Source organism: Leisingera daeponensis, assembly GCF_019801465.1.
GTDB classification, from domain to species: domain Bacteria; phylum Pseudomonadota; class Alphaproteobacteria; order Rhodobacterales; family Rhodobacteraceae; genus Leisingera; species Leisingera daeponensis_A.
On record NZ_JAHVJA010000002.1, the window covers coordinates 38,800 to 64,380 of the forward strand.

Below are 25,581 nucleotides of genomic sequence, written 5' to 3' on the forward strand. Positions count from 1 at the left end.
TACCTTCCGCGCAGCGAACTCTATCTATCTGGTGACTCATGAAAATCGGCATCCTGCAAACCGGCCATTCCCCCGAAGACCTGTTCGGCTCCTTTGGCGATTACGACGCCATGTTCCGCGATATGCTGGACGGCAACGGGTTCGAATTTCAGACTTGGGCCGTGGTGGACGGCATCCTTCCCGAAGGCCCTGAAGCGGCAGACGCCTGGCTGATCACCGGCTCCAAGCATGGCGCCTATGAGGGACACGCCTGGATTCCGCCGCTGGAAGACCTGATCCGCGCCATTCACGCGCGCAAGCAGCCGCTGGCCGGCATCTGTTTCGGCCACCAGATCATCGCCCAGGCGCTTGGCGGCAAGGTCGAGAAATATGAGGGGGGCTGGGCCGTGGGGCCCGTCACCTATCAGGTGGACGGCAAGGATCTGACATTGAACGCCTGGCACCAGGATCAGGTGGTGAAACTGCCCGAAGAGGCGCGGGTGCTCGGCGGCAACGATTTCTGCCGCAACGGCATCCTCGCCTATGGCGATCACATCATCTCCTGGCAGCCCCACCCCGAATTCCCCAATGCCTTTGTCGGCGGCCTGATTGAAAAACGCGGCCGCGGCGTGGTGCCGGACGACCTGCTGGACCGTGCAGCCGCTGAGCTGGACGCCCCCGTGGACAACCAAGAAATCGCAACCTTCCTCGCAGAGTTTTACAGGAAAGAGAGGACCTAATGTCAGCCTGGCTCGACGCCCTTCCCGAAGCAGCAAAAACCTATCTGGAGGGCCGTCGTCTCGACGAAGTTGAATGCGTTATCTCGGACCTTCCCGGTATCGCCCGCGGCAAGGCGGTACCGGCATCGAAATTCGCAAAAACCGACTATTTTCATCTGCCTGACAGCATCTTCTACCAGACCATCACCGGCGACTGGGCTGATGCGGCGGACGAAGACGGCTGGATCGAAAAGGACATGATCCTGCGGCCTGACATGTCCACAGCAACCGCCGCGCCCTGGACCGGCGACTGGACCCTGCAGGTGATCCACGATGCCTATGACAGGCACGAAAAGCCGATCCCCTACAGCCCGCGCAACGTCCTGAAGCGGGTGGTGCAGCTGTACCGCGACAAGGGCTGGAAGCCGGTCGTGGCGCCGGAAATGGAGTTCTTCCTGGTTGCCCGCAACATCGACCCGGCCAAGGAAATCGAGCCGATGATGGGCCGCTCCGGCCGCCCGGCCGCCGCACGCCAGGCCTATTCCATGACCGCCGTGGACGAATTCGGCCCGGTGATCGACGACATTTACGATTTTGCCGAGCATCAGGGCTTTGAGATCGACGGCATCACCCAGGAAGGCGGCGCCGGCCAGCTGGAGATCAACCTGCGCCACGGCGACCCTGTCAAGCTGGCGGACGAGGTGTTCTACTTCAAGCGCCTGATCCGCGAGGCAGCTCTGCGGCATGACTGCTTTGCCACCTTCATGGCCAAGCCGATCGAGGATGAGCCGGGTTCGGCCATGCACATACACCATTCGATCCTCGACATCGAAACCGGCCATAACATCTTCTCCGGCCCGCAGGGCGGCGAGACGGATGCGTTCTACAACTTCATTGCCGGTTTGCAGAACCACCTGCCTGCGGGCCTAGCGGTGATGGCGCCCTACGTGAACTCCTACCGCCGCTACGTGAAGGACCATGCCGCGCCGATCAATCTGGAATGGGCGCGCGACAACCGCACCACCGGTATCCGCGTTCCGCTGTCCGGGCCCGAGGCCCGGCGGGTGGAAAACCGCATCGCGGGCATGGACTGCAACCCCTATCTGGGCATCGCCCTGTCGCTGGCCTGCGGCTATCTTGGCCTGATCAACGAAGAACGTCCGCGCAAGCAATTCAAGGGCGACGCCTATGAAGGCGACGGCGATATCCCGCAAGTAATGGGCCAGGCGCTGGACCTGTTCGACGAGGCCAAGGAACTGCACGAAGTGCTTGGGCCGGACTTCGCCCGTGTCTATTCCGTCGTCAAGCGGGCGGAGTACGAGGAGTTCCTGCAGGTGATCTCCCCCTGGGAGCGCGAGCACCTGCTGATGAACGTGTAAGGCGTCCGGCGCTGCGCCCCGGTGCAGCGCCAGTGCAATTAGGTATTTACGGAAAGATGTAGTGCAGGCTGCCCAAGCGGGTGCCTGCAGTCAGAAGAGGTGCGTGATGGGCATGAACCTGCTCTATTCCAATGACCGCAAGGGCGAATACCCGGACAGCTGGTATGCCGCGACCGCCGCGCCGCTGGAGCGGTTCCCGGCACTGGACAGCGATGCAAAGGCAGATGTCTGCATCGTTGGCGGCGGCTACACCGGCCTGTCAGCCGCCCTGCATCTGGCGGAAGCCGGCCTGTCCGTCGTGCTGCTGGAAGCGCAGCGGGTGGGGTTCGGCGCCTCGGGCCGCAACGGCGGCCAGCTGGGCAGCGGCCAGCGGATGGAGCAGGACGGCCTGGAAAAGCTGGTCGGCCGGGATGATGCCCGCAAGCTCTGGGAGCTCGCAGAAGGTGCCAAGAACCTGGTGAAGCATTTGGTTGCCCGCCACGAGATCGACTGCCACCTGAAGCCTGGCGTCGCCCACGCCTGTTTCTCCAAGGGCGAAACGGCGCATGAGCACGCCTATGCGGAGCATCTGCAAAACCGGTACGGCTACGACCAGATCGAATTGCTGGACCGCGACGCGATGCAGGCCCTCTGCCCCTCCCCGGCCTATGTGGGCGGTTCCCTGGACATGGGGGCGGGCCATCTGCATCCGCTGGCCTATGTTCTGGGCCTGGCCCGTGCGGCTGCCGCGGCCGGTGCCAGGATCCATGAAGGCAGCGAGGTGCTGGACATCCAGGAAGGCGCCAAGCTGCGCATCCGCACCGCGGGCGGCACCGTTACCGCGGATCACCTGATCCTGGCCTGCAACGGCTATCTCGGCGGGCTGAACGGTCAGGTCGCAGCGCGGGTGATGCCGATCAACAACTTCGTGGTGGCCACCGAACCGCTGGGTGAGGACGCCGCCCGGGTGCTGACCCGCGACGTTGCTGTTGCGGACACCAAATTCGTGGTGAACTACTTCCGTCTCAGCCATGACAAACGGCTGCTGTTCGGCGGCGGCGAGAGCTATGGCTACCGCTTCCCGGCCGATATCTCCGCGACCGTGCGCAAGCCGATGACGGAGATCTTCCCGCACTTGAAAGACGTGAAGATCGATTACGCCTGGGGCGGCACCCTGGGCATCACCATGAAGCGGATGCCGTATCTGGCGCGGCTGTCGCCCAATGTGCTGACCGCCTCCGGCTACTCCGGCCACGGCGTCGGCACCGCCACTCATGCGGGCCAGCTGATGGCGCAGGCCATTCAGGGGCAGGCCGAGGGGTTCGAAACCCTGGCCCGCGTCCCCGCCCCGCGTTTTCCCGGCGGGCCGCGGATGCGCTCGCCGCTGCTGGTGCTGGCCATGACCTGGTTTGCCATGCGCGACCGGCTGGGGGTCTGACGCCCCCGCGAGGCCGGCTGGTTTCCGCGCAACTCCGCAACAGTTCTGTGAAATTTCGCCGGGCGCGGCAAATTCCGCCGCGTCCGGGCTTGGCATCCCGGAAAGTTAGTTTTAAATTTCTCAAAGAAACTATTCAGGATTTTGAAATATGGCCCTGCCGCCCAACGTTCATGACGCTGAACCCATCCCCGCAGCTGCCCGCGATGCCATCGACGCCCTGATGCAATCGGGCGACCTGTTCCGCTACACCGCGCCGGAAGATGCGCCAGTGACGCTGCTGGAACAGGAATACGCGGCGCTCCTGGGCAGCAAATACGCGCTGGCGGTCTCGTCCTGCTCGGCGGCGCTGTTTTTGTCGCTGAAGGCGCTTGGCCTGCCCCGCGACGCCCGGGTTCTGATCCCCGCCTTCACCTTTGCCGCGGTGCCCTCCTCGGTGGTGCATGCAGACTGCGTGCCGGTGCTGTGCGAGGTGGGCGAGAATTACCGCATCGACATGGACGATTTCGCGGCCAAGCTGGACAGCGTGCAGGCTGTGATCATCAGCCATATGCGCGGCCATACCTCCGACATGGACGCGATCATGGCGCTGTGCGACGCCCGCGGCATCCCGGTGGTCGAAGACGCGGCGCATTCGCTGGGCACCACCTGGCACGGCCGGAACATCGGCACTATCGGCAAGGTGGGCTGCTTTTCCTTCCAGTCCTACAAGATGGTCAACGCCGGCGAAGGCGGCATCCTGATCACCGACGACGCCGACCTGATCGCCCGCGCCGTGATCATGTCCGGCGCCTATGAGCACAACTGGAAAAAGCACAAGGGCCCGCACGGTGAAAACACTCCGGACCTTGAGCAGGCCTTTGCCAAGTGGCAGAACCAGCTGCCGCTGTATAACCTGCGGATGAGCAACCTCTCCGCCGCCGTGATCCGCCCGCAGCTGCCGGAGCTGGCGCGCCGGGTGCGAGACGGGCTCGCCAATCACGACTATGTGGGCGAACGGCTGAACGCCTCACCCTACTTTGACGTTCCAGCACCACTGGCTCCGGAACGCCGGGCGCCGGACTCGATCCAGTTCAACCTGGCGGACCTCAATGAGGCGCAGACCCGTGCTTTTGCCGCCGCGGCAGAGGCCAAGGGCGTCAAGGTGCAGGTCTTCGGACTGTCCACTGACAACGCCCGCGCCTTCTGGAACTGGCAGTTCCTGCGCGACATTCCCGACCTTCCGCAAACCCGCGCGATGCTGATGAAAGCCTGCGATGTGCGGCTTCCGGTGCGCCTGACCCGGGCTGAGCTGGACGTGATTGCCGACATCCTGCTGGCTGCGGCCGAGGAAACCATGGGCCTGGCCGCGGCCTGAGAATACCTGGCGCTTCAGAGAGACACAGCCCCGGCCCTGCGCCGGGGCTTTTTCATGATTGCAATCCAAGCTTGTGCCATCCACGGTGCCGCGCATGAAAGGCCCATTGAAATTCAAGCGGCGCCCGGCCACCGCGCTGGTTGCCATGGCAAACTCCCTGAGCATGGGGGACGCCGTCCCCGGGGACGACCTGGGCCAGATCATCGGCGCAGTGGTGACGGACCGGGCGGAACGGGCGGCGCTGCTGGCCGCCATCCGCGCCTCCAACGACCCGGACTGCGGCCTGGCGGTGGCCGACCTGCTGACTGCTTTTGCCGTTGAGGCAGCGGAGGCCGAGGCCCAGGCAAGCGACGCGGATCAGGTCATCGGCCAATGGGCCCAACGGCTCGCGGCCGGCGCGCTCCTGGCAAGCTTTGGCGCGGCGATTGCCGGAACGGTGACCGGCGGACTGGCCTTCGGCCTCACCCTCCTGTCGTTTTCAGGTTTTGTCTTCGCCACCGCCTCCCGGATCGGCGGCCGGGTCAAAATGCGCCACCGCGCCCAGGAACGCGAAAGCGCCGACACCCTGGCCCGCCACGTCCTGGAAGCCGGCAAACTCGGCGCTGACGGGAAGTGATATGGAATTTTCAGCTTTCCTCCCTTATATTGCCAATGCAACCGGAGAAACGCATGTTTGAAGCCATGGGACTTGAGACTGTCATCGTCAGCACGATCATCGGCGCCTGCGCCCTGTCTTTTGGCGCCAGTGCCTATCTGTTCATGCGCGCGCGTCCGGCGCCGGAGGCAAAGGACCTGGACAAGATCGTGAAGAACGCGCCCTATCACCGGCTGCACAATGTGCTGAAGGTCGAGGCCGGCTCCTGATCTTTAACTGCATGCGGTAACTGCATGCGGTTGCGCATCAAAAAAAGCCCCCGCCGAACCGGACAGGGGGCTTGTATGCGGGCTTCACTGCCAGCGCCAGGCGCCGGGCTTCACTTCATCTTCGACAGTTTTTCCTGCAGCGCAGCCAACTGTTTTTTGATGTCGTCCAGATCCTCGCCGCCGCCCTCGGACTTTTCGTCCTCCTGCGCGCCGCCGGTCCAGCCAGCAGCGCCAAAGCCGCCGGTCATCGCCTTCAGGAAAGCCTCCTGCTGCGCCTTCATCGCCTCGAAGCCCGGCATCTTGGACATCGGGTTCATCGCGTTCATGTTTTCCATCATCTTCGACTGGCTCTCGCGCAGCATGTCGAACGAAGACTGCAGGAACTGGGGCATCACCCCGCCGCCCGGCACCATGTAGCTGCGCACCAGATCATTCAGCACATTGACCGGCAGCACATTCTCGCCGCGGCTTTCGTGCTCGGCGATGATCTGCAGCAGATACTGGCGGGTCAGGTCATCGCCCGTTTTCAGGTCAACGATCTGAACTTCCCGCCCTTCCCGGATGAACCCCGCGATATCTTCCAGCGTGACATAATCGCTGGTCTCGGTGTTATAGAGCCTGCGGCTCGCATACCGTTTGATCAGCAAGGGTTTGTCCTGTTCTGCCATGTGATCCCTCCCCGGTCATGACGCATTGCAGCGAAGCCTATGCCACCGCAGAACAAAAGGGAAGCCTTGGCGTGTTTTCCGCAACAATTGTTCTGTACAGCCCTGCTGCATCTGCATCGGAAAGCGCTTGACCTGAACCAGGCTTGAGCTTTTATCAGTACGCCCGCACCAAAATTTGCAGCGGGAGACCCCATAGAAATGAACATACTGATCCTGGGCGGCACCGGCACGATCGGCACTGCGGTCACCCAAGAACTGCTCCGCCATGGCCATGACGTGACCGGCCTCAGCCGTTCAGACGCTTCGGACCGGAAACTGGAGGCGATGGGCGCCCGCCCCTTGCGCGAGGATCTGGCGCGAGCCTACCGGCTGCTGCTTGAGGCCCCCGGCCTCACCGGCCACTTCAATGCCAGCGCCGAAGCAGGCGTGCCGGTGGCGGACATCACCCGTGAGATTGCACGCCGCCACGGCCATGATGGCGGCTACGTGGTGCGCAGCCTGAAACATGTTCTGCTCAAGTACGGAGCTTGGGCGGAAGGCCCGGCTCTCGACCAGCAGATGGGGTCCGCAAAGCTGCGCAGCCTGACCGGCTGGCAGCCGCAATTTTCCAGCTTCCGGACCGCGCAGTTCTAATGCCGGAACGGAACCCATTGAGCCAAATAAATAATTTTTTGCATCTAAATTTCAGCAATAGATTCTCAATGTGATATAATGGGCGGCAAGTCTTTGAGTCTGTGGTGGCAGGAAAGATGGCTGACCAAGGGGACAGACAGAGACAAGCTGCCGTTCTGATTGCCGACGTGGCCGGGTTTTCCGCGATAGTGGAGACCGGAGAGGCCGAAGCTGTAGCCGCGGTCCGCAATCTGGCCGACCAGATCATCGTGCCTGCGGCGCAGCAGTATGCGGGCCAGCTTGTCAAAACGCTGGGGGACGGCTTTCTGCTGGAATTCCCCACAGCCGTGCAGGCGGTGAAAGCCGCCCTGCTGATTTCCAAGAAAACCGCGAACCGGAACGCCCTCCGGGCGCAACCGCGCCTGGCGCTGCGCATGGGCATCCACACAGGAAGCGTAATCTCTGCCGGTGACGATCTGTTCGGCAATTGCGTAAACATCGCGGCCCGTCTCGAAAGCCTGGCCGGGCCGGGCGAAATCTGCGTCTCGGGCACGGTGCAGGAACAGGTCAGGGGCCGGATCAATGCGGCCTTTGACGATCTAGGCCTGCAAGTCATCCGCAACATCTCGGACCCGGTGCGGATCTTCCGCATTGCCGAAAACCTCCTGCCCCGCCTGGAATCTGAAGGCCCTGCCTACGAGATCTCCGTCGCAGTCCTTCCCTTCGCCAGCAAATCCCCCGAGTCAGCGGCGGCGGCCAGCCTGGCGGAAACCCTGACTGAGGATATCACGATCGGCCTCTCCCGCTTCCGCGACCTGCGCGTCATCTCCCGCACCACCGCGCTCCGCTTTGCTGCCAGCGCGTCCGAAACATCCGTGGCGGCGGTGGAGCTGGGTGTCCGCTACCTGGTCGAAGGCACCGTGCGGCAATTGCCGGACAAGCTGCGGGTAAATCTTTCCCTGGCAGATGGCTGCAACGGCATATCGCTGATCAGCGAACAGTATGACTGGGACGACAGCGCCGGGTTTTCCCAGCAGGATGCGCTGGCCCGGCAAATCACACAAGTCCTGGCAGGGCAGCTTCAGGCCACCGCGAAACGCAAATCGGCGGAGCTTCTGGCCCGCGGCGGCCCGCTGACGTCCAAGGAGCTGGCCTTGCAAGCCAAAGCCCTCATCCTCGATACGCGGGAGACGCTGAACCAGTGCCGGGAGCTGTACCGCCAGGCCTGCGACAGCGATCCCGGCAACGCCTCTGCCTTTGCGGGACTTGCGCTCACCTATCTTGTGGAATGGATGAGCGGATGGGGCTCGTCCCCGGAGACGACCCTGGATATGGCCTTTCCGCTGCTGCGCCGCGCAGCCCGCATTGATCCGCTGGACAGCGTCGCGCAGCGCCGTCTCGCCGTCATGCATCTGTTCAAGGAGGAGTTTTCCCTGGCGGAGGAGCATTTCCAGCGCGCGCTTGCCCTGAACCCGAACGACACCGACGCCATGGCCTTCCGGGGCCTGTCATTCATCTATCAGGGGAAGCCGGAAAAGGCGCTTGCCGAGCTGCAGGAAGCCAGCGCCTGCAACCCGTTCCATCCGACCTATTTTCACTGGTTCAATGCACTGGCGCTGTACATGTGCCGGGAATACCTGCCGGGGATCACCGAAGTGAACAAGGCCATCGGCCTGTTTCCCGGCTTTCCGGCGCCGCGCCGCCATCTGGCAGCCTGCTACGGCCAACTGGGCGACAAGAAGGCTGCAGCCCAGGAATGCGGGCGCATTCTGCAACTGGAACCCGGGTTTTCAGTCAGCCGCATCCGCGAGACGCTGCCCTTTGCCAGGGAGGATGATCTGGAGCACTACTGCGAGGGCCTGAGGCGGGCCGGGCTGCCCGACTGATCCCTGAAACGCAAAAGGACAGGCCTCGCGGCCTGCCCTTCTTCACGTACCGGCTCCGTCAGGGAGGAGAGCGAGGGCCGGTTCGTGGTCGTTCTTACTTGGCGGCAGCCGAAGCTTTCTTCGCTGCGGAGGTTACCTCTTCGGTGGCCTTTTTCACGGCAGCGGTTGCTTCTTCGGTTGCGTCCTTGCCGGCAGCCATCAGCAGCTCAACGGTGTCCATCTGGACTTTCTTGGCGACTTCAGCAAAGGCAGCCAGGTTTTCGGCAGCCACTTCGGCGGAAGCGGAAGCGAAATCGGTTGCGGCTTTGGCGTAGTCTGCCGGCTCAGCCTTGACTTTGGAAACGTCGCCCAGCTTGGCGATGGTTTCTTTGGTCCACTTGTTCGAGATCTCGGCGGATTTGCCGGCAGCGTCCAGCGCAACGGCGGACAGCTTCTCGTTCAGGGCTGCGGTGTTCTTGAAAACGTCTTCCATCGCTTTGGTGTCGACCGGGAAGGCGCCCATGAAGTCTTTCATCATCGCGGTGAAGTCTTGGGTCTTTGCCATAGTTCTAATTCCTCAGAAAGCTGCGGCAGGACCATCCTGCGCTGTTCAGCATGAGAGGAATATGCGTGCTGCACCGCAGCATTTCAAGAGATTTGATGCTGCGGTGCAGAAAAAATTCACTCAGCCAGAAAAATCAACGGCTTGCCTTCACTTTCACATAGGAACCCGGAGCCGGCATCAAAGAGGGATAGCCCGAATCTCCGACATCGCGGGCAGGAACCTGTTTGCCGGAGCGCTTCTTCAGCCAGTCGTTCCAGCGCGGCCACCAGGAGCCTTCATGGAATTCCGCTCCTTCCAGCCAGGCTTCGCAATCGCCCTTAAGGTCATCGTTGGTGTAATGGCCGTACTTCTTTTTGCTGGGCGGGTTGACGATGCCGGCAATATGGCCGGACTCCGACACGATGAAGCACTTGCTGCGCGACCCCATCTGCTGCACCCCGCGATAACAGTCCTTCCAGCGCGCGATGTGGTCGGTCTCGCAGGTGATCGCCATCAGCGGCACATCCACATCCTTGATATGCAGCTTGTGCCCCATCAGCTCGAACCCGTCGCCGACAAACTCGTTGTTCTGGCACAGGCCCCGCAGATACTGCACCGCCATCCGGCCCGGCAGGTTGGCGCCATCGCCGTTCCAGTAGAGCAGGTCGAAGGCCGGCGGCGTCTCGCCCATCATGTAGCTTTTGACCGCTGGGCCATAGATCAGGTCCTTGGATCGCAGGAACGACATGGTGCGCGCAATCACCCAGGAGCGCAGCAGCCCCTCCTCCTCCACCTGCGCCTCGATCCCGTCGACGAAATCATTCTGCAGGAACGGTGTGAACTCACCCTGGTCGCCGAAATCTGTCAGCGTGGTGAAGAAAGTCGCCGACTTCACCGATTTGTCGCCGCGCTGTTTCAGCAGCGACAGCGTCAGGCTAAGCGTTGTGCCAGCGATGCAATAACCCACTGCATTAACCTGATCGGTCTTGCAGATCTCCTTGGCGGTCTCGATTGCGGTCAGGAAGCCCTCCTGTATGTAATCCTCCAACCCCACGTCGGCATGGCTGGCATCGGCGTTGACCCAGGAGACGACGAACAGGGTATAGCCCTGCTCGGTCACCCATTTGATCAGGCTGTTCTGCGCCTTGAGGTCGAGGATGTAGAACTTGTTGATCCAGGGCGGGAACAGAACAATCGGGGTTTCATGCACGGTTTCGGTCGCCGGCTTGTACTGGATCAGTTCCATCATCCGGTTGCGGAACACGACGTCGCCCGGCGTGGTGGCGATATTGCCGCCCAGCTCAAAGGCGCTCTCATCCGCCAGCCGCACCACCAGTTCGCCGTTGTTCGCCTCCAGATCGGTGACCAGGTTCTCCAAGCCGTCGATCAGCGACTGGCCTTCGGTCTCCACCGCCTTCTCCAGCGCGTCCGGATTGGTCGGCAGGAAATTGGTCGGCGCCATCATCTCAATGATTTGATCGGCAAAATACGTCAGCCGCTGCTTGTCCTTCCGGTCCAGATCAGCCGTTTCCTGCACGGCCTTGCGGATCGCGTCGGCGTTGGTCATGTACTGCTGCTTCACGAAGCTGAAGTAGGGGCTGCTCTCCCACAGCGGATTCGAAAAACGGCGGTCCTTGGGGCCGCCGTCATCCGTTCTTTCCTGTTTTCCAGCCATGGCTTTCTGCGCTTCGGCAAAATTCAGCACAGACTTGCTCCAGTATTCGACCTGCTGCTCCAGTATCTTGGCCGGGTTCTGCATGGCTTCCGCCCAATAGGCCGTTGCTGCACGCGCATAAAGCTCTTGATTCGGGCCGTCCAAAGCCGGGTTATGGGGCACCTTCCGGGACATGACATCGGCCAGACGCTTGCTTAGCTCTTCGACGCGGCTCATGTTTTCCTTAAGCTTTTCAATGCTCTCAGGATTGGCCGCGGCGGATAATTCGTCACTAGTTGTCATATAAAAGAATCCCTCATAGGCTTTCTGCTATGCAGAATACTCTTCTGCATTTTTCAGGGCAAAGCGGCGATTGGTCCGAAAGTCCGGATCTGCTGGTCCGATGACGCTGGGGCAAAGCCCGAAGGAGACGCGCATGCGATACATGATGACCTACGACCTGATGGAGACCGTCCGCAACACCAACCAATGGTTGGGCGCCACCGCCCTCTCCATGGCATCTTACCCGGTCTTTTCCGCCTTGCCAAACCCTGCGCTCAGCTGGATGGCCGCCTGGGGCGAAGTGACGGAACGTACTTACCAGCGCATGGTGGTGAAACCCGACTGGGGCATCCCTTCCTTCACCTGCGAGGATGGCAAGGACCATCTGGTCGAAATCGCCACTGTGGTCGAGCGCCCCTTCGGCGACCTTATCCATTTCAAGGTCAGCGGCCGCGAGGAACAGCCCCGCAAAGTGCTGCTCGTTGCCCCGATGTCCGGCCATTACGCGACCCTCCTGCGCTCCACCGTGCAAAGTCTGATCAGAAACTGTGAAGTCTATGTGACGGACTGGCACAACGCCCGCGACATCCCTGTTTCCGCTGGGAAATTCGACGTCGAGGATTACACGCTCTACCTCGTCGACTTCATGCGCGAGCTGGGCCCCGACACTCATGTGGTCGCGGTCTGCCAGCCGGTTCCGCTGACGCTGGCCGCAACCGCCTATCTGGCCGAGCAGGACCCCAAGGCACAGCCGTCGTCGCTGACCCTGATCGGCGGCCCGGTGGACCCGGATGCCACCCCGACCGAAGTCACCGATTTCGGCCGCCGCGTGACCATGGGCCAGCTGGAGGAAACCATGATCCAGCGCGTCGGCTTCAAGTACAAGGGCGTCGGCCGCAAGGTCTACCCGGGGCTGCTGCAGCTCGCCTCCTTCATGTCGATGAACGGCGAGCGCCATTCCAAGGCCTTCATGGACCAGATCCAGCGCGTCTCCCGCGGGGAGGCCTCGGACCACGACGCCCACAACCGCTTCTATGACGAATACCTGGCGGTGATGGACATGACCGCCGAGTTCTACCTGTCGACGGTGGAGCGCATCTTCAAGAAGCGCGAGATCGCCCGCAATGAGTTCGTCGTGAACGGCCACAGGGTTGATTTTTCCAAGATCACCGATGTGGCGGTCAAAACCGTCGAAGGCGCCAAGGACGACATCTCGGCCCCTGGCCAGTGCATTGCCGCGCTGGACCTCTGCACCGGCCTGCCTGAAGAGAAGAAAGCCAGCCATGTCGAGCCTGGCGCCGGTCATTACGGCATTTTCGCGGGCCGAAGCTGGCGCGACAATATCCGCCCTCTGGTGATCGATTTCATGAACGCCAACAGCCGCAGCAAGCCGGGCCGGAAACCGGCCAACAAGAATACGGCGGCCTGATTGCTTGGCGGAGGGGCTGGCGTTCTCCTGCAATTGCGGGGCCTTGCGCGGCGAAGTTGCCGCGCAAGGCATCAAGACCGGCACCCGAGTGGTGTGCTTTTGCGCCGACTGCCGCGCCAATGAGCTGTACCACGGCCGGCCTGACCCGGCCCCCGATCCGGTCGACCTGTTTCACCTGTCGCCCGATGCAATATCCATTACCCAAGGCTCGGAGCACCTGAAGGCGCTCCGCCTCGGCCCCCGCGGCCCCTTGCGCTGGTATGCATGCTGCTGCGGCACGCCGATTGCCAATACGCTGGCCAAACCCGGCCTGCCCTTTGCCGGGATGCGCTCCGATGTGTTCCTGGACAAAACCGCCCTGGGCAAGATCCGCGCCAGGGCCTTCATCCCGTCTCCTGGAAAACAGCCGCGCACCAAGGGCGGCGGTTCCATGGCGTGGAGCATCCTCAGCCGGATGATCACTGCACGGATCTCAGGGCGGTGGAAAGATACGCCGTTTTTCCTGCCCGAGACCGGCGAGCCGGTGGCAGAACCTCAGCTGATCAGCAAAACTGAGCGCGCCAGGCTTTATCCCTGAGCGCAAACCGCAGGCGGAGCTTCAGGTGCCGCCGCAGGCTCCGCCAGCCAGTGCAGCAGCGCGCGGTTAACCGCGTCGGGCTGCTCCAGCACCGGGAAATGCCCGGTCTCAGGCAGTATTTTCAGCTGCGCTCCCGGGATCAACTGCGCAAGCAGGTCCAGCTTGGACGCAGGCACCAGCGTGTCGTGCTCGCCGCCCAGAACCAGTGTCGGCACCTGAACCCTCCGCATCACGGCCTGCTGATCCGGCCGCCGCTGCAGGGCGCGGGCCTGAGCGACGTACATTTCCGGCCCCAGTTCCATCCCCATCCGGCAGAACAGCTTGTGCACCTCCAGCCGCAAGGGGCCCGGCGCAAGGGCTTCCATCGGCAGCGTTTCGCGCAAAACGTCCTCCAGCCGCCCGGCACGCGCCGCAACGATCTGCGGCTCCCGCCCGGCGGCCTGGTCCGGCGTCTCAGCCAGCGGGCTGGCGCCCATGATGCATAAGCGGCTGATCCGTTCCGGTGCCCGCCGCACCAGTTCCATTGCCAGAATGCCGCCCATCGATAGCCCGGCCAAGGCAAAACGCGGCGGCAGATGGTTCAGCATCCGGGCGGCGATCTTCTCCACCGTGTCGCCGCCAGCCAGCGGCAGCACCATCACCGGCATGCTGCCGGAAAACGTCCTGACCTGAGCATAAAATATCCGGCCGTCGCACATCATGCCCGGCAGCAGAACCAGGGGTTCGCGGCACGGTTGCTGGTCATAAGGCATGTCCTGCCCTCGCGGTTTGCCTCCCACCCGTCCCTCGACACTGAGGGCGGCATATGCCTCGATCAAGCAAAACCTCTCCGCGGCGGCGTTTTACCGAAGCCCTGCCGCCGCCGCGCCACGCTCAGTAGCCGTTCCAGCGGAACGCGCCGTTGTCTGCCAGCGGCGAAAACGGGTTGAAGGCAATCTCCCAAACATGCCCGTCCGGACTGCGGAAATAGCCGTGATGGCCGCCCCAGAATGCATCCTGCGCAGGCTTCAGAACCTCCGCCCCGGCGGCTTCGGCCGCGGACAGCAGCTCCGCCACCTCTTCCCTGCTGCGGGTATTGTGGCTCAGTGTCATGGCGCCGGTTCCCAGAGTGACTTCGGGAAGGCCGATATCCTCCGCCAGCGCCGCCAGCGGAAAGAGGCCAAGCGTCTGCGAAATCAGGTCGAAGGCGATCACCCCATCGGGGCTCTCGGCCCGCGTCCAGCCCAAAGCCTCGTAAAATGCGGCTGCCTTCTCCATGTCCGGCACACCCAGTGTAATCAGGCTTACCCTTTGTTCCATCACTCCAACCCTTGTGTTTTCAACCAATTCAAGATGCCATCGACCGTTGCCTGCGTCTGGCTGGGCGACACCACGTCACCGGCCAGAACATGCCCGTGCGCGTCGTCCGCCAGCCCCGGCGGCACCAGGTGTACCGCCACCGTGCCGCCCCATTGCGCGGCGATCCCGGCGGTAAGGTCCGGCCGCACCACCTTATCGCCATCCGAATACCAGAACAATACAGGAACATCTGTGCGGCTAAAATCCATACCCCGGACCGTTTTCAAGAGGGCAGCCAACGGCATAACGGCCGCTGAAGGGTAACGCGTGGTCCAGAACCGCCCATACTCCTCGCTGGGCACCGGCAGCTCGATCTCCTGCCCGGCCAGCGGCGCCAGCCAGTAGCGCGCAGCAGGCCAGGTCAGCAGCGGCGCAAAAACTGTATTCAACCCGAAATTCGGCGACATCAGCACCATTGCGTCGATAGGCTTCGACAGCTCCGCATCCAACGCCGCAACAGCGGCCAGGGTTGCCCCCGTGGAGTTGGCAATCACAACAACCCGCTCCCCCACCAGGGCCGCTGCAGCCAGCGCCTCGGCGGTGTCCTGCATCCAGGCCTTGGGCGAGCCGTCCAGCATCGCTGCACCGGACCGTCCGTGCCCGGTCAGCCGGGTAAAGACCAGATTGGCGCCCAGGGCCTGCGCCACACGGTCCGGCACCGGGCGGATTTCTTCCGAAGTCGCGGAAAACCCGTGGATGTAAAGGACGGACACAGGCGTGCGCGTTTCTGCCTGCCCGGCCCAGACCACCCGCTTCTCGACCCCAGGGGTAATGTCCTTGAACCGGCTCTCGACGCTTTCGAAATAGACCTCGACGCCTTCGCCGAACTTGCGCGCGTCGAAACTGGCGCCCAGGTCCACTTCCTCATAAGGGCCGAAGCCCCAGAGCCCTGCCGCCGTGAGGGCAAGCCCCAGCAGCCCTCGCCCCAAAGAGCGCCCGAACCGCCGCATCAGGCCCCGCCAAGAACGTCCAGCACCGCGTTTTCGATCATCTTCAGACAGGCCTCATCCGAGAACCGGTGATCAGCGTCCTTCACCAGGTTCAACCGCATGTCCGGGCAGGTCGCATGGTTCAAAAGCCTCAGCGCGGTCTCGGTGGACACAGCCGTGTCTGCCGTCCCTTGCAGGCAGCGGACCTTGAACGGCAGAAACAGCGGCGAGCGCAGCACCAGCCGCTTGCGGCCGTCCTCGATCATCCGCTTGGAGATATGGTAGGGCTCCATGTAATCGCTCGGCAGCTCCACATATCCCCTGGCGTCCAGCTCCGCCTTCTGCGCGTCCGAGAAATTGGCCCAGTAGCCGTCCTCGGTGAAATCCGGCGCCGCGGCGATGGTCACCAACCCCTTGATCCTCTCCGGCATCTCCCGCGCCAGCAAAAGCGCCTGCCAGCCGCCCATGGAGGATCCTACCGGCACGATCTCTCCTTCGGTCAGCTGCGCCACCGCCTCCAGCGTGTCCTCATGCCAGTCCCCGATGCAGCCTTCCTCAAACGTGCCGGAGCTTTCCCCGTGGCCGGAATAGTCAAACCGCAGAAACGCCTGGCCGCGGGTCTTGGCCCAGGCCTCCAGATGCACTGCCTTGGTGCCCTCCATGTCCGACTTCAGCCCGCCCAGGAACACCACGCACGGCCCCCGCCCCTCGCTCTTGTGATAGGCAATCCGGCGGCCCTGGGCGGTCTCTAGGTAAGATGCGGCTGGCATGTCTTTGCTCTCCTGTGCTTTTCCCCAGATGTGGCATGGCTCCGCCCGCCCCGCAAGCCGCAGCACAGCCTGCTTGCGACTCCCCCGCAGGCTTCCTTATGGTCCGCGAAAACTTTTATAGGGACCCGGGGCATGTTCAGACTCATCAAGGGCATTTTCACAGGCGCCGCCATTCTCGCGGTCGCGCTGGCCACGGCCTGGGCTGTGCTCGCACTGTGGTACCGGCTGCCGTTTGAGGCGCTGGGACGCGGCGCGCTGGCAGGCAGCTTTGCCTTGCTGGGCCTTGCCGTCATCGCGGGGCTGTTCCGCCGCCGGGCGCTGCGCGCGCTGACCACCTTCACCCTGGCGCTGGCCGCGGTGCTCCTGTGGTGGTCGACCCTCACCCCGCCCGCAGACCGCAACTGGGCTCCCGACGCGGCCCGCCAGGTGACCGGCACGGTCGAGGGCGACATCCTCACCCTCACAGATGTGCGCAACTTTGCTTGGGACAGCCCGGAAGAATTCACCGAAAGCTGGGAAACCCGCAGTTACGACCTGACCAAGCTGCAATCCACCGACCTGTTCATGTCCTACTGGGCCGGCCCGCAGATGGCGCATATGATTGTCAGCTTCGGTTTTGAAAGCGGCGATCATATCGCCTGGTCGGTTGAAGTGCGGCGCCAGGCGGGCGGAGGCTTCTCACCCATTGCCGATTTGTTCAAATCCAACACCCTGGTCCTGGTCGCCGCGGATGAGCGCGACGTGGTCGGCACCCGCACCAACGCCCGCGGCGAGGATGTGCAGTTGTTCCGCATTGGCATCAGCCCCGACACCGGCCGGGAACTGCTGCTGAAATATGTGGAGACCGCCAACAGCCTGGCCGCCCGGCCCGAGTGGTACAATTCACTGACCACCAATTGCACCACAGTAGTGATGACCCTGATCCGCAGTTTCGCCGAAGAGGTGCCGCTGGATTGGCGCGTGCTGGCCAACGGCTACCTGCCGGAATTTGCCTGGGAACAGGGCGTGCTGGACCAAAGCCGCAGCGTTGGCGAATTGCGCGCGCTCGGCAGCATCACCCCGATCGCACAGGCGCATGGGGTCGGTCCCGACTACTCCGCGATGATCCGCGAAGGCGTACCGGCACCTGCACAAGACTGATCGGCTTCGTACTGGGTCAAAGCACCCCGGGGAGCGCGAAGGACAGGCCCATCGCTTACCTGATGTCGGATCAGGACAGGCCGGCGGCAGGCGTCCCGCCGCCCTTCTGCATCTGCAACCGGCCCAGCAGGTTCTGGATCCGGCTCAGGGTCTCCCCGGTGCGCACCACCTTCTCCTGGTTCGCCCCGCCTTCGATATGCGCGCCATGCTCATATGAGAGGTGTCGCTGCGACAGGATCTTCTGTGACTGTGACAGCGCGGTTTCAATCAGATCCACATCTTCAACCGTCAGGTCAAAGCTCGGGTTCGGGCGGGTCATCGGAACACTCCTGGTATGTCCATCAGGCTAAAGTTCCGGCCACCCTGCCCCGGATCACCACCTAAGGCAAGATTTTTCTCGTTATTTTTCAGACGTTTACCAGTATACACATATGTGCAATCGCATGCGCAAGCACACATTCCGGTTTTCCGGCGCAATTACAATCACATGCAAAGCCGCCTTGACACCGCTCCTTGCTGGCCGCAAAACGCGCGGACCAACACATACCCGCAACCGGGCGTTCTGTGGGCGCCAAACCGACGAGGAGCAGCCAGACAATGGCCCAAATCTCTCTCACCTTCCCCGATGGCAATGCACGATCCTATGACGCAGGCGTGACCCCTGCGCAGGTGGCGTCCAGCATTTCCACCTCGCTGGCCAAGAAGGCCATCTCCGCCACCGTCAACGACAAGCACTGGGATCTGCAGTGGCCGATCGACGGCGACGCCACCATCGCCATCCACACCATGAAGGACGAGGTTCAGGCCAACGAGCTGATCCGCCACGACCTGGCGCACGTGATGGCCCGCGCGGTGCAGGAAATCTGGCCCGACACCAAGGTCACCATCGGCCCGGTGATCGAAAACGGCTGGTACTACGATTTCGACCGCGCCGAACCCTTCACCCCCGAAGACCTCGGCGCCATCGAGAAAAAGATGAAGGAAATCATCAACAAGCGGGATGAGGTCCGGACCGAGGTGTGGGAGCGCGACCGCGCGATCCAGCATTACACCGACAACAACGAGCCCTATAAGGTCGAGCTGATCGAGAGCATCCCCGGCGATGAGCCGCTGCGGATGTATTGGCACGGCGACTGGCAGGACCTCTGCCGCGGTCCGCACCTGCAGCACACCGGCCAGCTGCCGGGAGACGCCTTCAAGCTGATGTCGATTGCCGGCGCCTACTGGCGCGGCGACAGCTCCCGCGCCATGCTGCAGCGGATCTACGGCGTTGCCTTCACCGGCAAGGAGAAGCTGAAGGCCCACCTCACCATGCTGGAGGAAGCTGCCAAGCGCGACCACCGCAAGCTGGGCCGCGAGATGGACCTGTTCCACATGCAGGAAGAGGCACCGGGCCAGATCTTCTGGCACCCGAACGGCTGGAAAATCTACACCCAGTTGCAGGACTATATGCGCCGCCAGCAGGAGCGCGGCGGTTATGTCGAGGTGAACACCCCGCAGGTCGTGGACCGTAAACTGTGGGAAGCCTCCGGCCACTGGGAAAAGTACCAGGAGAACATGTTCATCGTTGAGGTCGACGAGGAGCACGCCCGCGAAAAGGCCGTAAACGCGCTGAAGCCGATGAACTGCCCCTGCCACGTGCAGATTTTCAACCAGGGCCTCAAGTCCTACCGCGACCTGCCGCTGCGCATGGCCGAATTCGGCTCTTGCAACCGTTACGAGCCCTCGGGCGCCCTGCACGGCATCATGAGGGTGCGCGGCTTCACCCAGGACGACGCGCATATCTTCTGCGCCGAAGACCAGATCGAGGCTGAAACCAAAAAGTTCATCGACTTCCTGTCGGTGATCTACAAGGACCTGGGCTTCGAGAAATTCTCGGTCAAGTTCTCCGACCGGCCGGAGAAGCGTTCCGGCTCGGATGAGGTCTGGGACAAGTCAGAGGCCGCACTGAAGGCCGCGACAGAGGCGGCAGGCTGCGCCTATGAGCTGAACCCCGGCGAAGGCGCCTTCTACGGGCCCAAGCTGGAGTTCGTGCTGACCGACGCCATCGGCCGCGATTGGCAGTGCGGCACCCTGCAGGTGGACTTCGTGCTGCCCGAACGCCTGGATGCCACCTACATCGGCGCGGATGGCGCCAAGCACCGCCCGGTCATGCTGCACCGCGCGACGCTGGGCTCCTTCGAGCGCTTCATCGGCATCCTGATCGAGGAGCACGCGGGCAAGCTGCCGTTCTGGCTGGCGCCGCGCCAGGTCGTGGTCGCCTCGATCACCTCCGACGCGGATGACTACGTGATGGAGGTCGTCGCCGAACTGAAGAAGGCAGGCGTGCGCGCCGAGGCCGACATCCGCAACGAGAAGATCAACTACAAGGTCCGCGAGCATTCGGTGGGCAAGGTTCCGGTCATACTCGCCGTCGGCCACCGCGAGGTCGAGGAACGCACCGTCTCCGTCCGCCGTCTTGGCGAAAAGCAGACCAAGGTGGAAAGCCTCGAAAATGTTACAAAGGCGCTGGCGGTGGAAGCCACCCCGCCGGACCTTCTGTAACAATCCGCCCCGAAAACAGCATCAGCGGCCCCCATTCGGGGGCCGTTTTGTTTCATGAACTGGTTAGACTCCATTATTTCAGGGCTTTGCGCAGCTTTCCGCTCTCACATGCACTGACGCGGGCGTGAGACACGGCCTCGTGACTTAATTTCCCGAAAACCTCGGGTTAGTGTTTTCCTGTCAACACGACACCGCACGTTTAACCGAAAGGAATTCACGAGATGTCGACCACCGCAAAATCCCTGGCCGTTGCCAGCGCCGTTGCTGCCGCTCTGACCGCTGCTTCGACCATCCCTGCTGCCGCTGCAACCAAGGAAAAATGCTACGGCGTGTCGCTGGCCGGCCAGAACGATTGCGCCGCTGGCCCCGGCACCACCTGCGCAGGCACCTCGACCGTCGATTACCAGGGCAACGCCTGGACCCTGGTGGACGCAGGCAGCTGCGAAGGCCTGGAACTGCCGGCCATGGCCGACGGCACCGAGCGCAAGGGCTCGCTGGAGCCGCTGGAACGCGACCTGCCTGCATAAGAACGGCTTGAATTCAGGGGCGGGAGTGCGAGTTCCCGCCCCTTTTGCACCCGGACCACAGGACCCGCCATGCTTGACACCGCTGCACATAACAGGCTGCCGGCCGCCCCCGGCGTCGGCTACAAGCCGCAGCACTTTGCCCAGATCACTGCAGATCCGGGCCGCGTCAAATGGCTGGAAATCCATGCGGAAAACTACATGGGCGACGGCGGGCGGCCGCTTGCGCAGCTGCGCCACCTGTCTGAGCGCTTTGCGATATCGGTGCACGGCGTCGGCCTCTCCATCGGCGGAGAGGACCCGCTTGATGCAGACCACCTTGCCCGGCTCAAACATCTGGTGGGATGGCTGAACCCCGCCAGCTTCTCCGAGCATCTGGCCTGGTCCACCCACGACAGCCATTTCTATAACGACCTGCTGCCGCTGCCTTACACGGTCGCCAGCCTGCAGCGGATCTGCGATCATATTGACGAACTGCAGGACACCATCGGCCGCCGGATGCTGCTGGAAAACCCCTCCAGCTATCTCGTCTTTGCAGAGAGCACCTGGTCCGAGCCGGAGTTCCTGGCAGAAATCTCCCGCCGCACCGGCTGCGGCCTGCTGCTGGACGTGAACAACGTCTTTGTCTCCGCCACCAACCTCGATTTCTCGCCGCAGGGCTACATCGACGCCTTCCCGCTGGACAAGGTCGGCGAAGTCCACCTTGGCGGCCATGACGAGGATGAGGACGACCACGGCCATCCGCTGCTGATCGACAGCCACGGGCGCGCTGTCGTGGACCCGGTCTGGGCGCTCTTGGACTATACGCTTGCCAAATCCGGCTCCAGGCCGGTGCTGATAGAATGGGACAACGACGTGCCGGACTGGCCGGTGCTGGAGGCCGAGGCCGCCCGCGCCGCAACCGCGCTGGAGCGCATTCCGGCATGAGCGTGAAACAGGCAGAGTTCACCCGCGCCATGATGGATGCGGGCCAGCCGGTGCCGGACGGCCTGATCGACCACCAGGCCCGGCCCGCCGGACGCCGCTTCAGCGTCTACCGCAATAACGTCGCCGTTTCCCTGACCGAGGCCATGCACAGCGCCTTCCCGGTGATCGCCAAGCTTCTGGGCAAGCAGAACATGGACGGGCTGGCCGGCATCTATCTGCGCCGGCACCCGCCCTCCTCGCCGCTGATGATGTTCTACGGCGAACAATTCCCCGCGTTCTTGGAAGGCATGGAGCAGCTCAGGCACCTGGGCTACCTGGGCGATGTGGCACGGCTGGAGCTGGCCCTGCGCCGCGCCTACCACGCAGCGGATGCAGACCCTATCGCACCGGAGGCGCTTGGCGCGCTGCCGCCGGACCAGCTGATGTGCACCCGCCTGGCGCTGGCGCCCGCCGTGCAGGTGCTGCGCTCGCCCTGGCCCGTTTACGCCATCTGGCGGTACAATACTGAAGACGGTGCGCCCAGGCCCCCGGCGGTGTCCCAGGATGTGCTGGTCACCCGCCTTGAATTCGACCCCATTCCCCAGGTCTTGCCGAGCGCGGGCGCCGATTGGATCCGCGCTCTGATGGCGGGCGCCACCATTGGCGAAGCCCTGGAACAGGCCGCCGCCGCAGACGAAACTTTCGACCTGGGCGCTACGCTGGCCCTGCTGCTGCAGAGCGGCGCTATCACCGGATTGGACATCAAAGGGTAAACCCATGCACGCACTTGTCTCCCTTCACGACGCCGTTTTCCACCAGGTGGAAAGGGCCGGTAACTGGCTGCTTCCGCTGGCGGCGCGCTTCGTCTTTGCCTCCACCCTGCTGCTCTATTTCTGGAATTCCGGCCTGACCAAGCTGGGCGGCGGCTTCACGGGCCTGTTCAGCCCCTCGATCGGCGCCTACAGCCAGATCTTCCCGAAACAGCTGGAGGCCGCCGGCTATGACGTCTCCCAGTTCGGCCTGTTCCACAAACTGGTCGTGCTGGCCGGCACCTACGCCGAATTCATTCTGCCGCTGATGATCGTGATCGGCCTACTGACCCGGCTCGCCGCGCTAGGCATGATCGGCTTTGTCATCGTGCAGTCGCTGACCGACATCTACGGCCACGGCGCCACCGATGACAAAACCCTCGGCGCCCTGTTCGACCGCTTCCCCGATGCTGTGATCCTCGATCAGCGCTTGTTCTGGGTCTTCCTGCTGGCGGTCCTGGTGGTTAAAGGCGCCGGCGCCCTGTCAGTGGATGCCCTGCTGCGCCACCGGATCGAGCCCGCAATGGCCTGACGCGACGGCCCCGCAAAGGAAAAGGCGCCCTGCCCCGGCAGCGGCGCCTTTTGGTTTTGGCCGTTCAAGGATCAGAAATGCGCTTTAGGCTCATCCGGTTTGCCGGCCGCCAGCGCCATCAGCCCGCCCGCGGCTGCAAAGCTGAGCGGAAAAATGGTGAAGACGTTGAGGCCGAACCCCGCATACATCCCCGCAGCCGACCCCAGCAGCAGGATCCCGCCCCACAAGGCCCGCGCCCGCGCCATCGCACCGCCGGCAATTGCCAAGAGCGGCGACAGCACCGCCAGCAGCCGCAGTTGTTCAACGTTCTCGACCTGCTCCGCCAGCCCTTCGACTTCGCCGAAATGCTCCACCGCGGCGGTGTAGCCATAGCCGAAGAACCCTACCACCATGCCGAAAACACCGGCGATGATCCCCAGAACAAGGGCTGCATTGCGCATTATCCGTCTCCCAAAATCTGCGGTAACGACATATGCGCCGCCTCAGGCTGCGCCAAGGGCCGACTTCGTGTTCTGATCCCACCCCAGGAATAATTCCCCGTCACGGTCGATGAGCGGCCGCTTCATCAGCGCAGGATGCGCACGCAGCAGCTGCAGCGGCTCGCCAGCGCGCTCCGCCTCGCTCAAGCCCCGCCAGGTGGTGGAGCGGGTATTGACCAGCTTGTCTCCGAATTGCGCATGCGCGGCCTCCAGCAGGCCGTCCGGCATGCCGTCCGCGCGGATATCGACCAGAACCGAATCCTGAAGCTGCTTCAATGCCTTGCGGCAGGTATCGCAGTTCTTGAGCCCGTAGATTTTCATGATGCCTTGATGCTCCCTAAGCGGATTTCACACAATTTATGGTAGAATCCACCAGTTTCTCTTGATTTTCGTTCAGCCCGTGCAAAACTCTAGGTTGTTCGGCTTCGCCGTGTTCCTTTGCGGACAGGGAACGGGCCGGATGCCCCGGGATGCCCCTGGGCAAAGTGCAAAGTAGAAGGAGACACGGGAAATGCCAAGCGGCACCGTGAAGTGGTTCAACACCACCAAAGGGTACGGGTTTATTGAACCCGATGAAGGCGGCAAGGATGTGTTTGTGCACATTTCAGCGGTGGAGCGCTCCGGCATGACCGGCCTCGCCGACAACATGAAAATCGGCTACGAGCTGGCCGAGGGCCGCGACGGCCGGAAAATGGCGGCTGACCTCAAGGCGATCTGAGACTTCGTTTCTGCGCTGCGCCCGGATCCACCTGGGCGCAGGCACATGCGCAGGCGCCAGCCTCAGGCCCGGCGCAGGTACTCCACCATCACACAGGCCGGATCGCTTTCGCGAAGCACCGTTTCTCCGGCCTTGCTCCAGTCGTCTGCCCGGAAATCCGGGAAATAGGCATCCGCATCCTCGATAGTCAGGTCCACCTCGGTCACCAGCAGCCTGTCCGCCATTGCCAGCATGCCGCGGTAAATCCTCTCGCCGCCGATGCCGTAAACGCGGCGGTATCCCTGCGAATAGGCCTCCTGCACCGCGGCCTCGATCGATGGCAGCACGGTCTCTGCCGCCTGCGGATTGGACGACACGACCAGGTTCAGCCGGTTTTTCAGAGGCTTTACTGGCAGGCTGTCCCAAGTGTTGCGGCCCATAATCAGGGCCCCGCCCAGGGTTTCGCGCTGAAACGCCTTCAAATCCTCCGGTGCGAACCAGGGGATATCATTGTCCTTGCCAATGGCCCCGTTGCGCGCCCGCGCAGCGATCAGCGTGATCATGCTTCAAATCCTTGCCTGTCATTAGTGCCTGTCAGACCGCAACCGGCGCTTTGATCGCCGGATCAGGGTCATAGTTCAGAATCTCGAAATCCTCGAACTTGAAGTCGAAAATCGAATTCACCTGCCGCTTGATCCGCAACTGCGGCAGCGGCTTGGGCGTGCGCGACAGCTGCAGCTGCACCTGCTCCACATGGTTGGAGTAGATATGCGCATCACCCATCGTATGCACGAAATCCCCGGCCTCGTATCCGGTCACATGCGCCAGCATCGCCAGCAGCAGCGAATAGGAGGCGATGTTGAACGGCACCCCCAGGAACATGTCCGCCGAACGCTGGTACAGCTGCAGATGCATTTTCCCGCCGGCAACCCGCACCTGCCACAGCGTATGGCACGGCGGCAGCGCCATGTCCGGCACATCCGCAGGGTTCCAGGCCGACACGATCAGGCGGCGGCTGTCGGGGCTTTTGCGGATCATGTCGACCAGACCGGCGATCTGATCGACACTGCCCGCACGGTAGAGCGGCTCATCCCCGGTGGTGCCTTCGGCCAGTTCCAGCTTGGGGAAGCGGCGCCACTGGTGGCCGTAGACCGGCCCAAGATCGCCATTCTCATCCGCCCATTCGTCCCAGATCGAAACGCCGTTTTCCTTCAGGTAGCGGATGTTCGTGTCTCCGGACAGGAACCACAACAGCTCATGAATGATCGAGCGCAGATGCAGCTTCTTGGTGGTCACCAGCGGAAACCCGTCCTTCAGGGAGTACCGCGCCTGCATGCCGAAGCATGACAGCGTGCCGGTGCCTGTCCGGTCGCCCGAAGTTTCGCCGTGATCCAGAATATACTGTAGCTGATCGAGATACTGCTGCACCGCCGCCCCCTGCCGCTGCCCGGAATTTTCCACCTTGGCATAGCCTCTGGAACGGCCGGGGCCAAGGGCGAAAATATTCCCTGTTTGACATGGCAACCCTACCATATGTGCCACTGCCAATCATACAGCAAACTACATGCAG

At 62.9% G+C, this 25,581-nt stretch carries 29 protein-coding genes; 17 read left to right on the forward strand and 12 right to left on the reverse strand.

The genetic code is table 11. From position 1 onward, the window contains the following. The first annotated feature begins 38 nt into the window (after positions 1 to 38). The 6 genes from KUV26_RS04885 (at position 39) to KUV26_RS04910 (ending at position 5,712) form a co-directional block, all read left to right on the forward strand. Positions 39 to 719, forward strand: a complete 681-nt coding sequence (locus tag KUV26_RS04885) for a type 1 glutamine amidotransferase (RefSeq protein ID WP_222507551.1) — start codon at positions 39 to 41, stop codon at positions 717 to 719. Then, a complete protein-coding gene (locus tag KUV26_RS04890; protein ID WP_222502878.1) occupies positions 719 to 2,077 on the forward strand; it encodes a glutamine synthetase family protein in 1,359 nt (452 codons plus the stop codon). The genes KUV26_RS04885 and KUV26_RS04890 overlap by 1 nt, the downstream gene beginning before the upstream one ends. Before the next feature lie 106 nt (positions 2,078 to 2,183). Next, on the forward strand, positions 2,184 to 3,494 hold the full coding sequence (locus KUV26_RS04895; RefSeq protein WP_222507552.1) for an NAD(P)/FAD-dependent oxidoreductase: 1,311 nt from the start codon (positions 2,184 to 2,186) through the stop codon (positions 3,492 to 3,494). Positions 3,495 to 3,642: 148 nt separating this feature from the next. Beyond that, complete coding sequence (locus KUV26_RS04900) at positions 3,643 to 4,848, forward strand: DegT/DnrJ/EryC1/StrS family aminotransferase (protein ID WP_222507553.1); 1,206 nt, start codon at positions 3,643 to 3,645, stop codon at positions 4,846 to 4,848. Between the two features lie 94 nt (positions 4,849 to 4,942). After that, positions 4,943 to 5,464 carry a hypothetical protein gene (locus KUV26_RS04905; protein ID WP_261398551.1) on the forward strand — a complete coding sequence of 174 codons (522 nt, stop codon included), beginning with the start codon at positions 4,943 to 4,945 and terminating at the stop codon, positions 5,462 to 5,464. A gap of 65 nt (positions 5,465 to 5,529) precedes the next feature. Next, positions 5,530 to 5,712 (forward strand): hypothetical protein, encoded by a 183-nt coding sequence (locus KUV26_RS04910; protein WP_226429081.1) that lies wholly within the window; start codon positions 5,530 to 5,532, stop codon positions 5,710 to 5,712. Between the two features lie 110 nt (positions 5,713 to 5,822). Here the strand turns inward: KUV26_RS04910 and phaR are convergent, their stop codons facing one another. Then, on the reverse strand, positions 5,823 to 6,380 hold the full coding sequence (gene phaR, locus KUV26_RS04915; RefSeq protein WP_222502875.1) for a polyhydroxyalkanoate synthesis repressor PhaR: 558 nt from the start codon (positions 6,378 to 6,380) through the stop codon (positions 5,823 to 5,825). Between the two features lie 198 nt (positions 6,381 to 6,578). Between phaR and KUV26_RS04920 the strand changes: the two genes are divergently transcribed. Together KUV26_RS04920 and KUV26_RS04925 are read left to right on the forward strand one after the other, a co-directional pair. Further along, positions 6,579 to 7,013: an NAD-dependent epimerase/dehydratase family protein gene (locus tag KUV26_RS04920; protein WP_222507554.1), complete on the forward strand. Its 435-nt coding sequence runs from the start codon at positions 6,579 to 6,581 to the stop codon at positions 7,011 to 7,013. Positions 7,014 to 7,129: 116 nt separating this feature from the next. Continuing rightward, positions 7,130 to 8,878, forward strand: coding sequence for an adenylate/guanylate cyclase domain-containing protein (locus tag KUV26_RS04925; RefSeq protein WP_222507555.1), 1,749 nt, complete (start codon positions 7,130 to 7,132; stop codon positions 8,876 to 8,878). 94 nt (positions 8,879 to 8,972) lie between these two features. Here KUV26_RS04925 and KUV26_RS04930 read toward each other — a convergent pair whose 3' ends face one another. Further along, the gene (locus KUV26_RS04930; RefSeq protein ID WP_222502872.1) at positions 8,973 to 9,422 is read right to left on the reverse strand and encodes a phasin, PhaP; all 450 of its coding nucleotides are present in this window, start codon (positions 9,420 to 9,422) and stop codon (positions 8,973 to 8,975) included. 133 nt (positions 9,423 to 9,555) lie between these two features. Next, on the reverse strand, positions 9,556 to 11,358 hold the full coding sequence (locus KUV26_RS04935) for a PHA/PHB synthase family protein (RefSeq protein ID WP_222502871.1): 1,803 nt from the start codon (positions 11,356 to 11,358) through the stop codon (positions 9,556 to 9,558). Between the two features lie 133 nt (positions 11,359 to 11,491). On the opposite strand from KUV26_RS04935, the gene phaZ reads away from it, so the two are divergent. Next, positions 11,492 to 12,766 (forward strand): polyhydroxyalkanoate depolymerase, encoded by a 1,275-nt coding sequence (phaZ, locus tag KUV26_RS04940; RefSeq protein WP_222502870.1) that lies wholly within the window; start codon positions 11,492 to 11,494, stop codon positions 12,764 to 12,766. 4 nt (positions 12,767 to 12,770) lie between these two features. Continuing rightward, the gene (locus tag KUV26_RS04945) at positions 12,771 to 13,343 is read left to right on the forward strand and encodes a DUF6151 family protein (protein ID WP_222507556.1); all 573 of its coding nucleotides are present in this window, start codon (positions 12,771 to 12,773) and stop codon (positions 13,341 to 13,343) included. Here KUV26_RS04945 and KUV26_RS04950 read toward each other — a convergent pair. From KUV26_RS04950 to KUV26_RS04965, 4 genes are all read right to left on the reverse strand, one after another. Further along, positions 13,334 to 14,095 (reverse strand): alpha/beta fold hydrolase, encoded by a 762-nt coding sequence (locus tag KUV26_RS04950; RefSeq protein WP_222503198.1) that lies wholly within the window; start codon positions 14,093 to 14,095, stop codon positions 13,334 to 13,336. The two genes, KUV26_RS04945 and KUV26_RS04950, sit on opposite strands and share 10 nt — an antisense overlap. 121 nt (positions 14,096 to 14,216) lie before the next feature. Beyond that, entirely contained in the window at positions 14,217 to 14,642 is a 426-nt protein-coding gene (locus KUV26_RS04955) for a VOC family protein (protein WP_222507557.1), read from the reverse strand. Beyond that, entirely contained in the window at positions 14,642 to 15,631 is a 990-nt protein-coding gene (locus tag KUV26_RS04960; protein ID WP_222507558.1) for an alpha/beta hydrolase, read from the reverse strand. Before KUV26_RS04960 ends, KUV26_RS04955 begins: the two co-directional genes overlap by 1 nt. After that, positions 15,631 to 16,380: an alpha/beta hydrolase gene (locus KUV26_RS04965; RefSeq protein ID WP_222507559.1), complete on the reverse strand. Its 750-nt coding sequence runs from the start codon at positions 16,378 to 16,380 to the stop codon at positions 15,631 to 15,633. Before KUV26_RS04965 ends, KUV26_RS04960 begins: the two co-directional genes overlap by 1 nt. Before the next feature lie 132 nt (positions 16,381 to 16,512). Here KUV26_RS04965 and KUV26_RS04970 point away from each other — a divergent pair, with 132 nt between their 5' ends. Beyond that, positions 16,513 to 17,520 carry a DUF4105 domain-containing protein gene (locus tag KUV26_RS04970; protein ID WP_222507560.1) on the forward strand — a complete coding sequence of 336 codons (1,008 nt, stop codon included), beginning with the start codon at positions 16,513 to 16,515 and terminating at the stop codon, positions 17,518 to 17,520. Positions 17,521 to 17,590: 70 nt separating this feature from the next. Here KUV26_RS04970 and KUV26_RS04975 read toward each other — a convergent pair whose 3' ends face one another. Next, positions 17,591 to 17,839, reverse strand: a complete 249-nt coding sequence (locus KUV26_RS04975; RefSeq protein WP_222507561.1) for a hypothetical protein — start codon at positions 17,837 to 17,839, stop codon at positions 17,591 to 17,593. A gap of 278 nt (positions 17,840 to 18,117) precedes the next feature. Between KUV26_RS04975 and thrS the strand changes: the two genes are divergently transcribed. The 5 genes from thrS to KUV26_RS05000 all read left to right on the forward strand — a co-directional run bounded on the left by thrS (position 18,118) and on the right by KUV26_RS05000 (position 22,835). Next, positions 18,118 to 20,064 (forward strand): threonine--tRNA ligase, encoded by a 1,947-nt coding sequence (thrS, locus tag KUV26_RS04980; RefSeq protein ID WP_222502863.1) that lies wholly within the window; start codon positions 18,118 to 18,120, stop codon positions 20,062 to 20,064. Positions 20,065 to 20,285: 221 nt separating this feature from the next. After that, positions 20,286 to 20,591, forward strand: coding sequence for a DUF2282 domain-containing protein (locus KUV26_RS04985; RefSeq protein WP_222502862.1), 306 nt, complete (start codon positions 20,286 to 20,288; stop codon positions 20,589 to 20,591). Positions 20,592 to 20,660: 69 nt separating this feature from the next. Then, entirely contained in the window at positions 20,661 to 21,515 is an 855-nt protein-coding gene (locus tag KUV26_RS04990; RefSeq protein ID WP_222507562.1) for a DUF692 family multinuclear iron-containing protein, read from the forward strand. Continuing rightward, positions 21,512 to 22,267, forward strand: a complete 756-nt coding sequence (locus KUV26_RS04995; RefSeq protein ID WP_222507563.1) for a DUF2063 domain-containing protein — start codon at positions 21,512 to 21,514, stop codon at positions 22,265 to 22,267. The genes KUV26_RS04990 and KUV26_RS04995 overlap by 4 nt, the downstream gene beginning before the upstream one ends. A 4-nt stretch (positions 22,268 to 22,271) precedes the next feature. Next, positions 22,272 to 22,835 carry a DoxX family protein gene (locus KUV26_RS05000; RefSeq protein ID WP_222507564.1) on the forward strand — a complete coding sequence of 188 codons (564 nt, stop codon included), beginning with the start codon at positions 22,272 to 22,274 and terminating at the stop codon, positions 22,833 to 22,835. Between the two features lie 71 nt (positions 22,836 to 22,906). Here the strand turns inward: KUV26_RS05000 and KUV26_RS05005 are convergent, their stop codons facing one another. Further along, complete coding sequence (locus KUV26_RS05005; protein ID WP_222502858.1) at positions 22,907 to 23,275, reverse strand: hypothetical protein; 369 nt, start codon at positions 23,273 to 23,275, stop codon at positions 22,907 to 22,909. A gap of 42 nt (positions 23,276 to 23,317) precedes the next feature. After that, the gene (locus tag KUV26_RS05010) at positions 23,318 to 23,635 is read right to left on the reverse strand and encodes an arsenate reductase family protein (RefSeq protein WP_222507565.1); all 318 of its coding nucleotides are present in this window, start codon (positions 23,633 to 23,635) and stop codon (positions 23,318 to 23,320) included. 190 nt (positions 23,636 to 23,825) lie between these two features. Here KUV26_RS05010 and KUV26_RS05015 point away from each other — a divergent pair, with 190 nt between their 5' ends. Continuing rightward, positions 23,826 to 24,032 (forward strand): cold-shock protein, encoded by a 207-nt coding sequence (locus KUV26_RS05015; protein WP_222502856.1) that lies wholly within the window; start codon positions 23,826 to 23,828, stop codon positions 24,030 to 24,032. A gap of 62 nt (positions 24,033 to 24,094) precedes the next feature. On the opposite strand, the gene KUV26_RS05020 is transcribed toward KUV26_RS05015, so the two are convergent. Beyond that, the gene (locus tag KUV26_RS05020) at positions 24,095 to 24,574 is read right to left on the reverse strand and encodes a dihydrofolate reductase (protein ID WP_222507566.1); all 480 of its coding nucleotides are present in this window, start codon (positions 24,572 to 24,574) and stop codon (positions 24,095 to 24,097) included. Positions 24,575 to 24,605: 31 nt separating this feature from the next. Continuing rightward, a complete protein-coding gene (locus KUV26_RS05025) occupies positions 24,606 to 25,439 on the reverse strand; it encodes a thymidylate synthase (RefSeq protein ID WP_222507995.1) in 834 nt (277 codons plus the stop codon). Between the last annotated feature and the right edge of the window lie 142 nt (positions 25,440 to 25,581).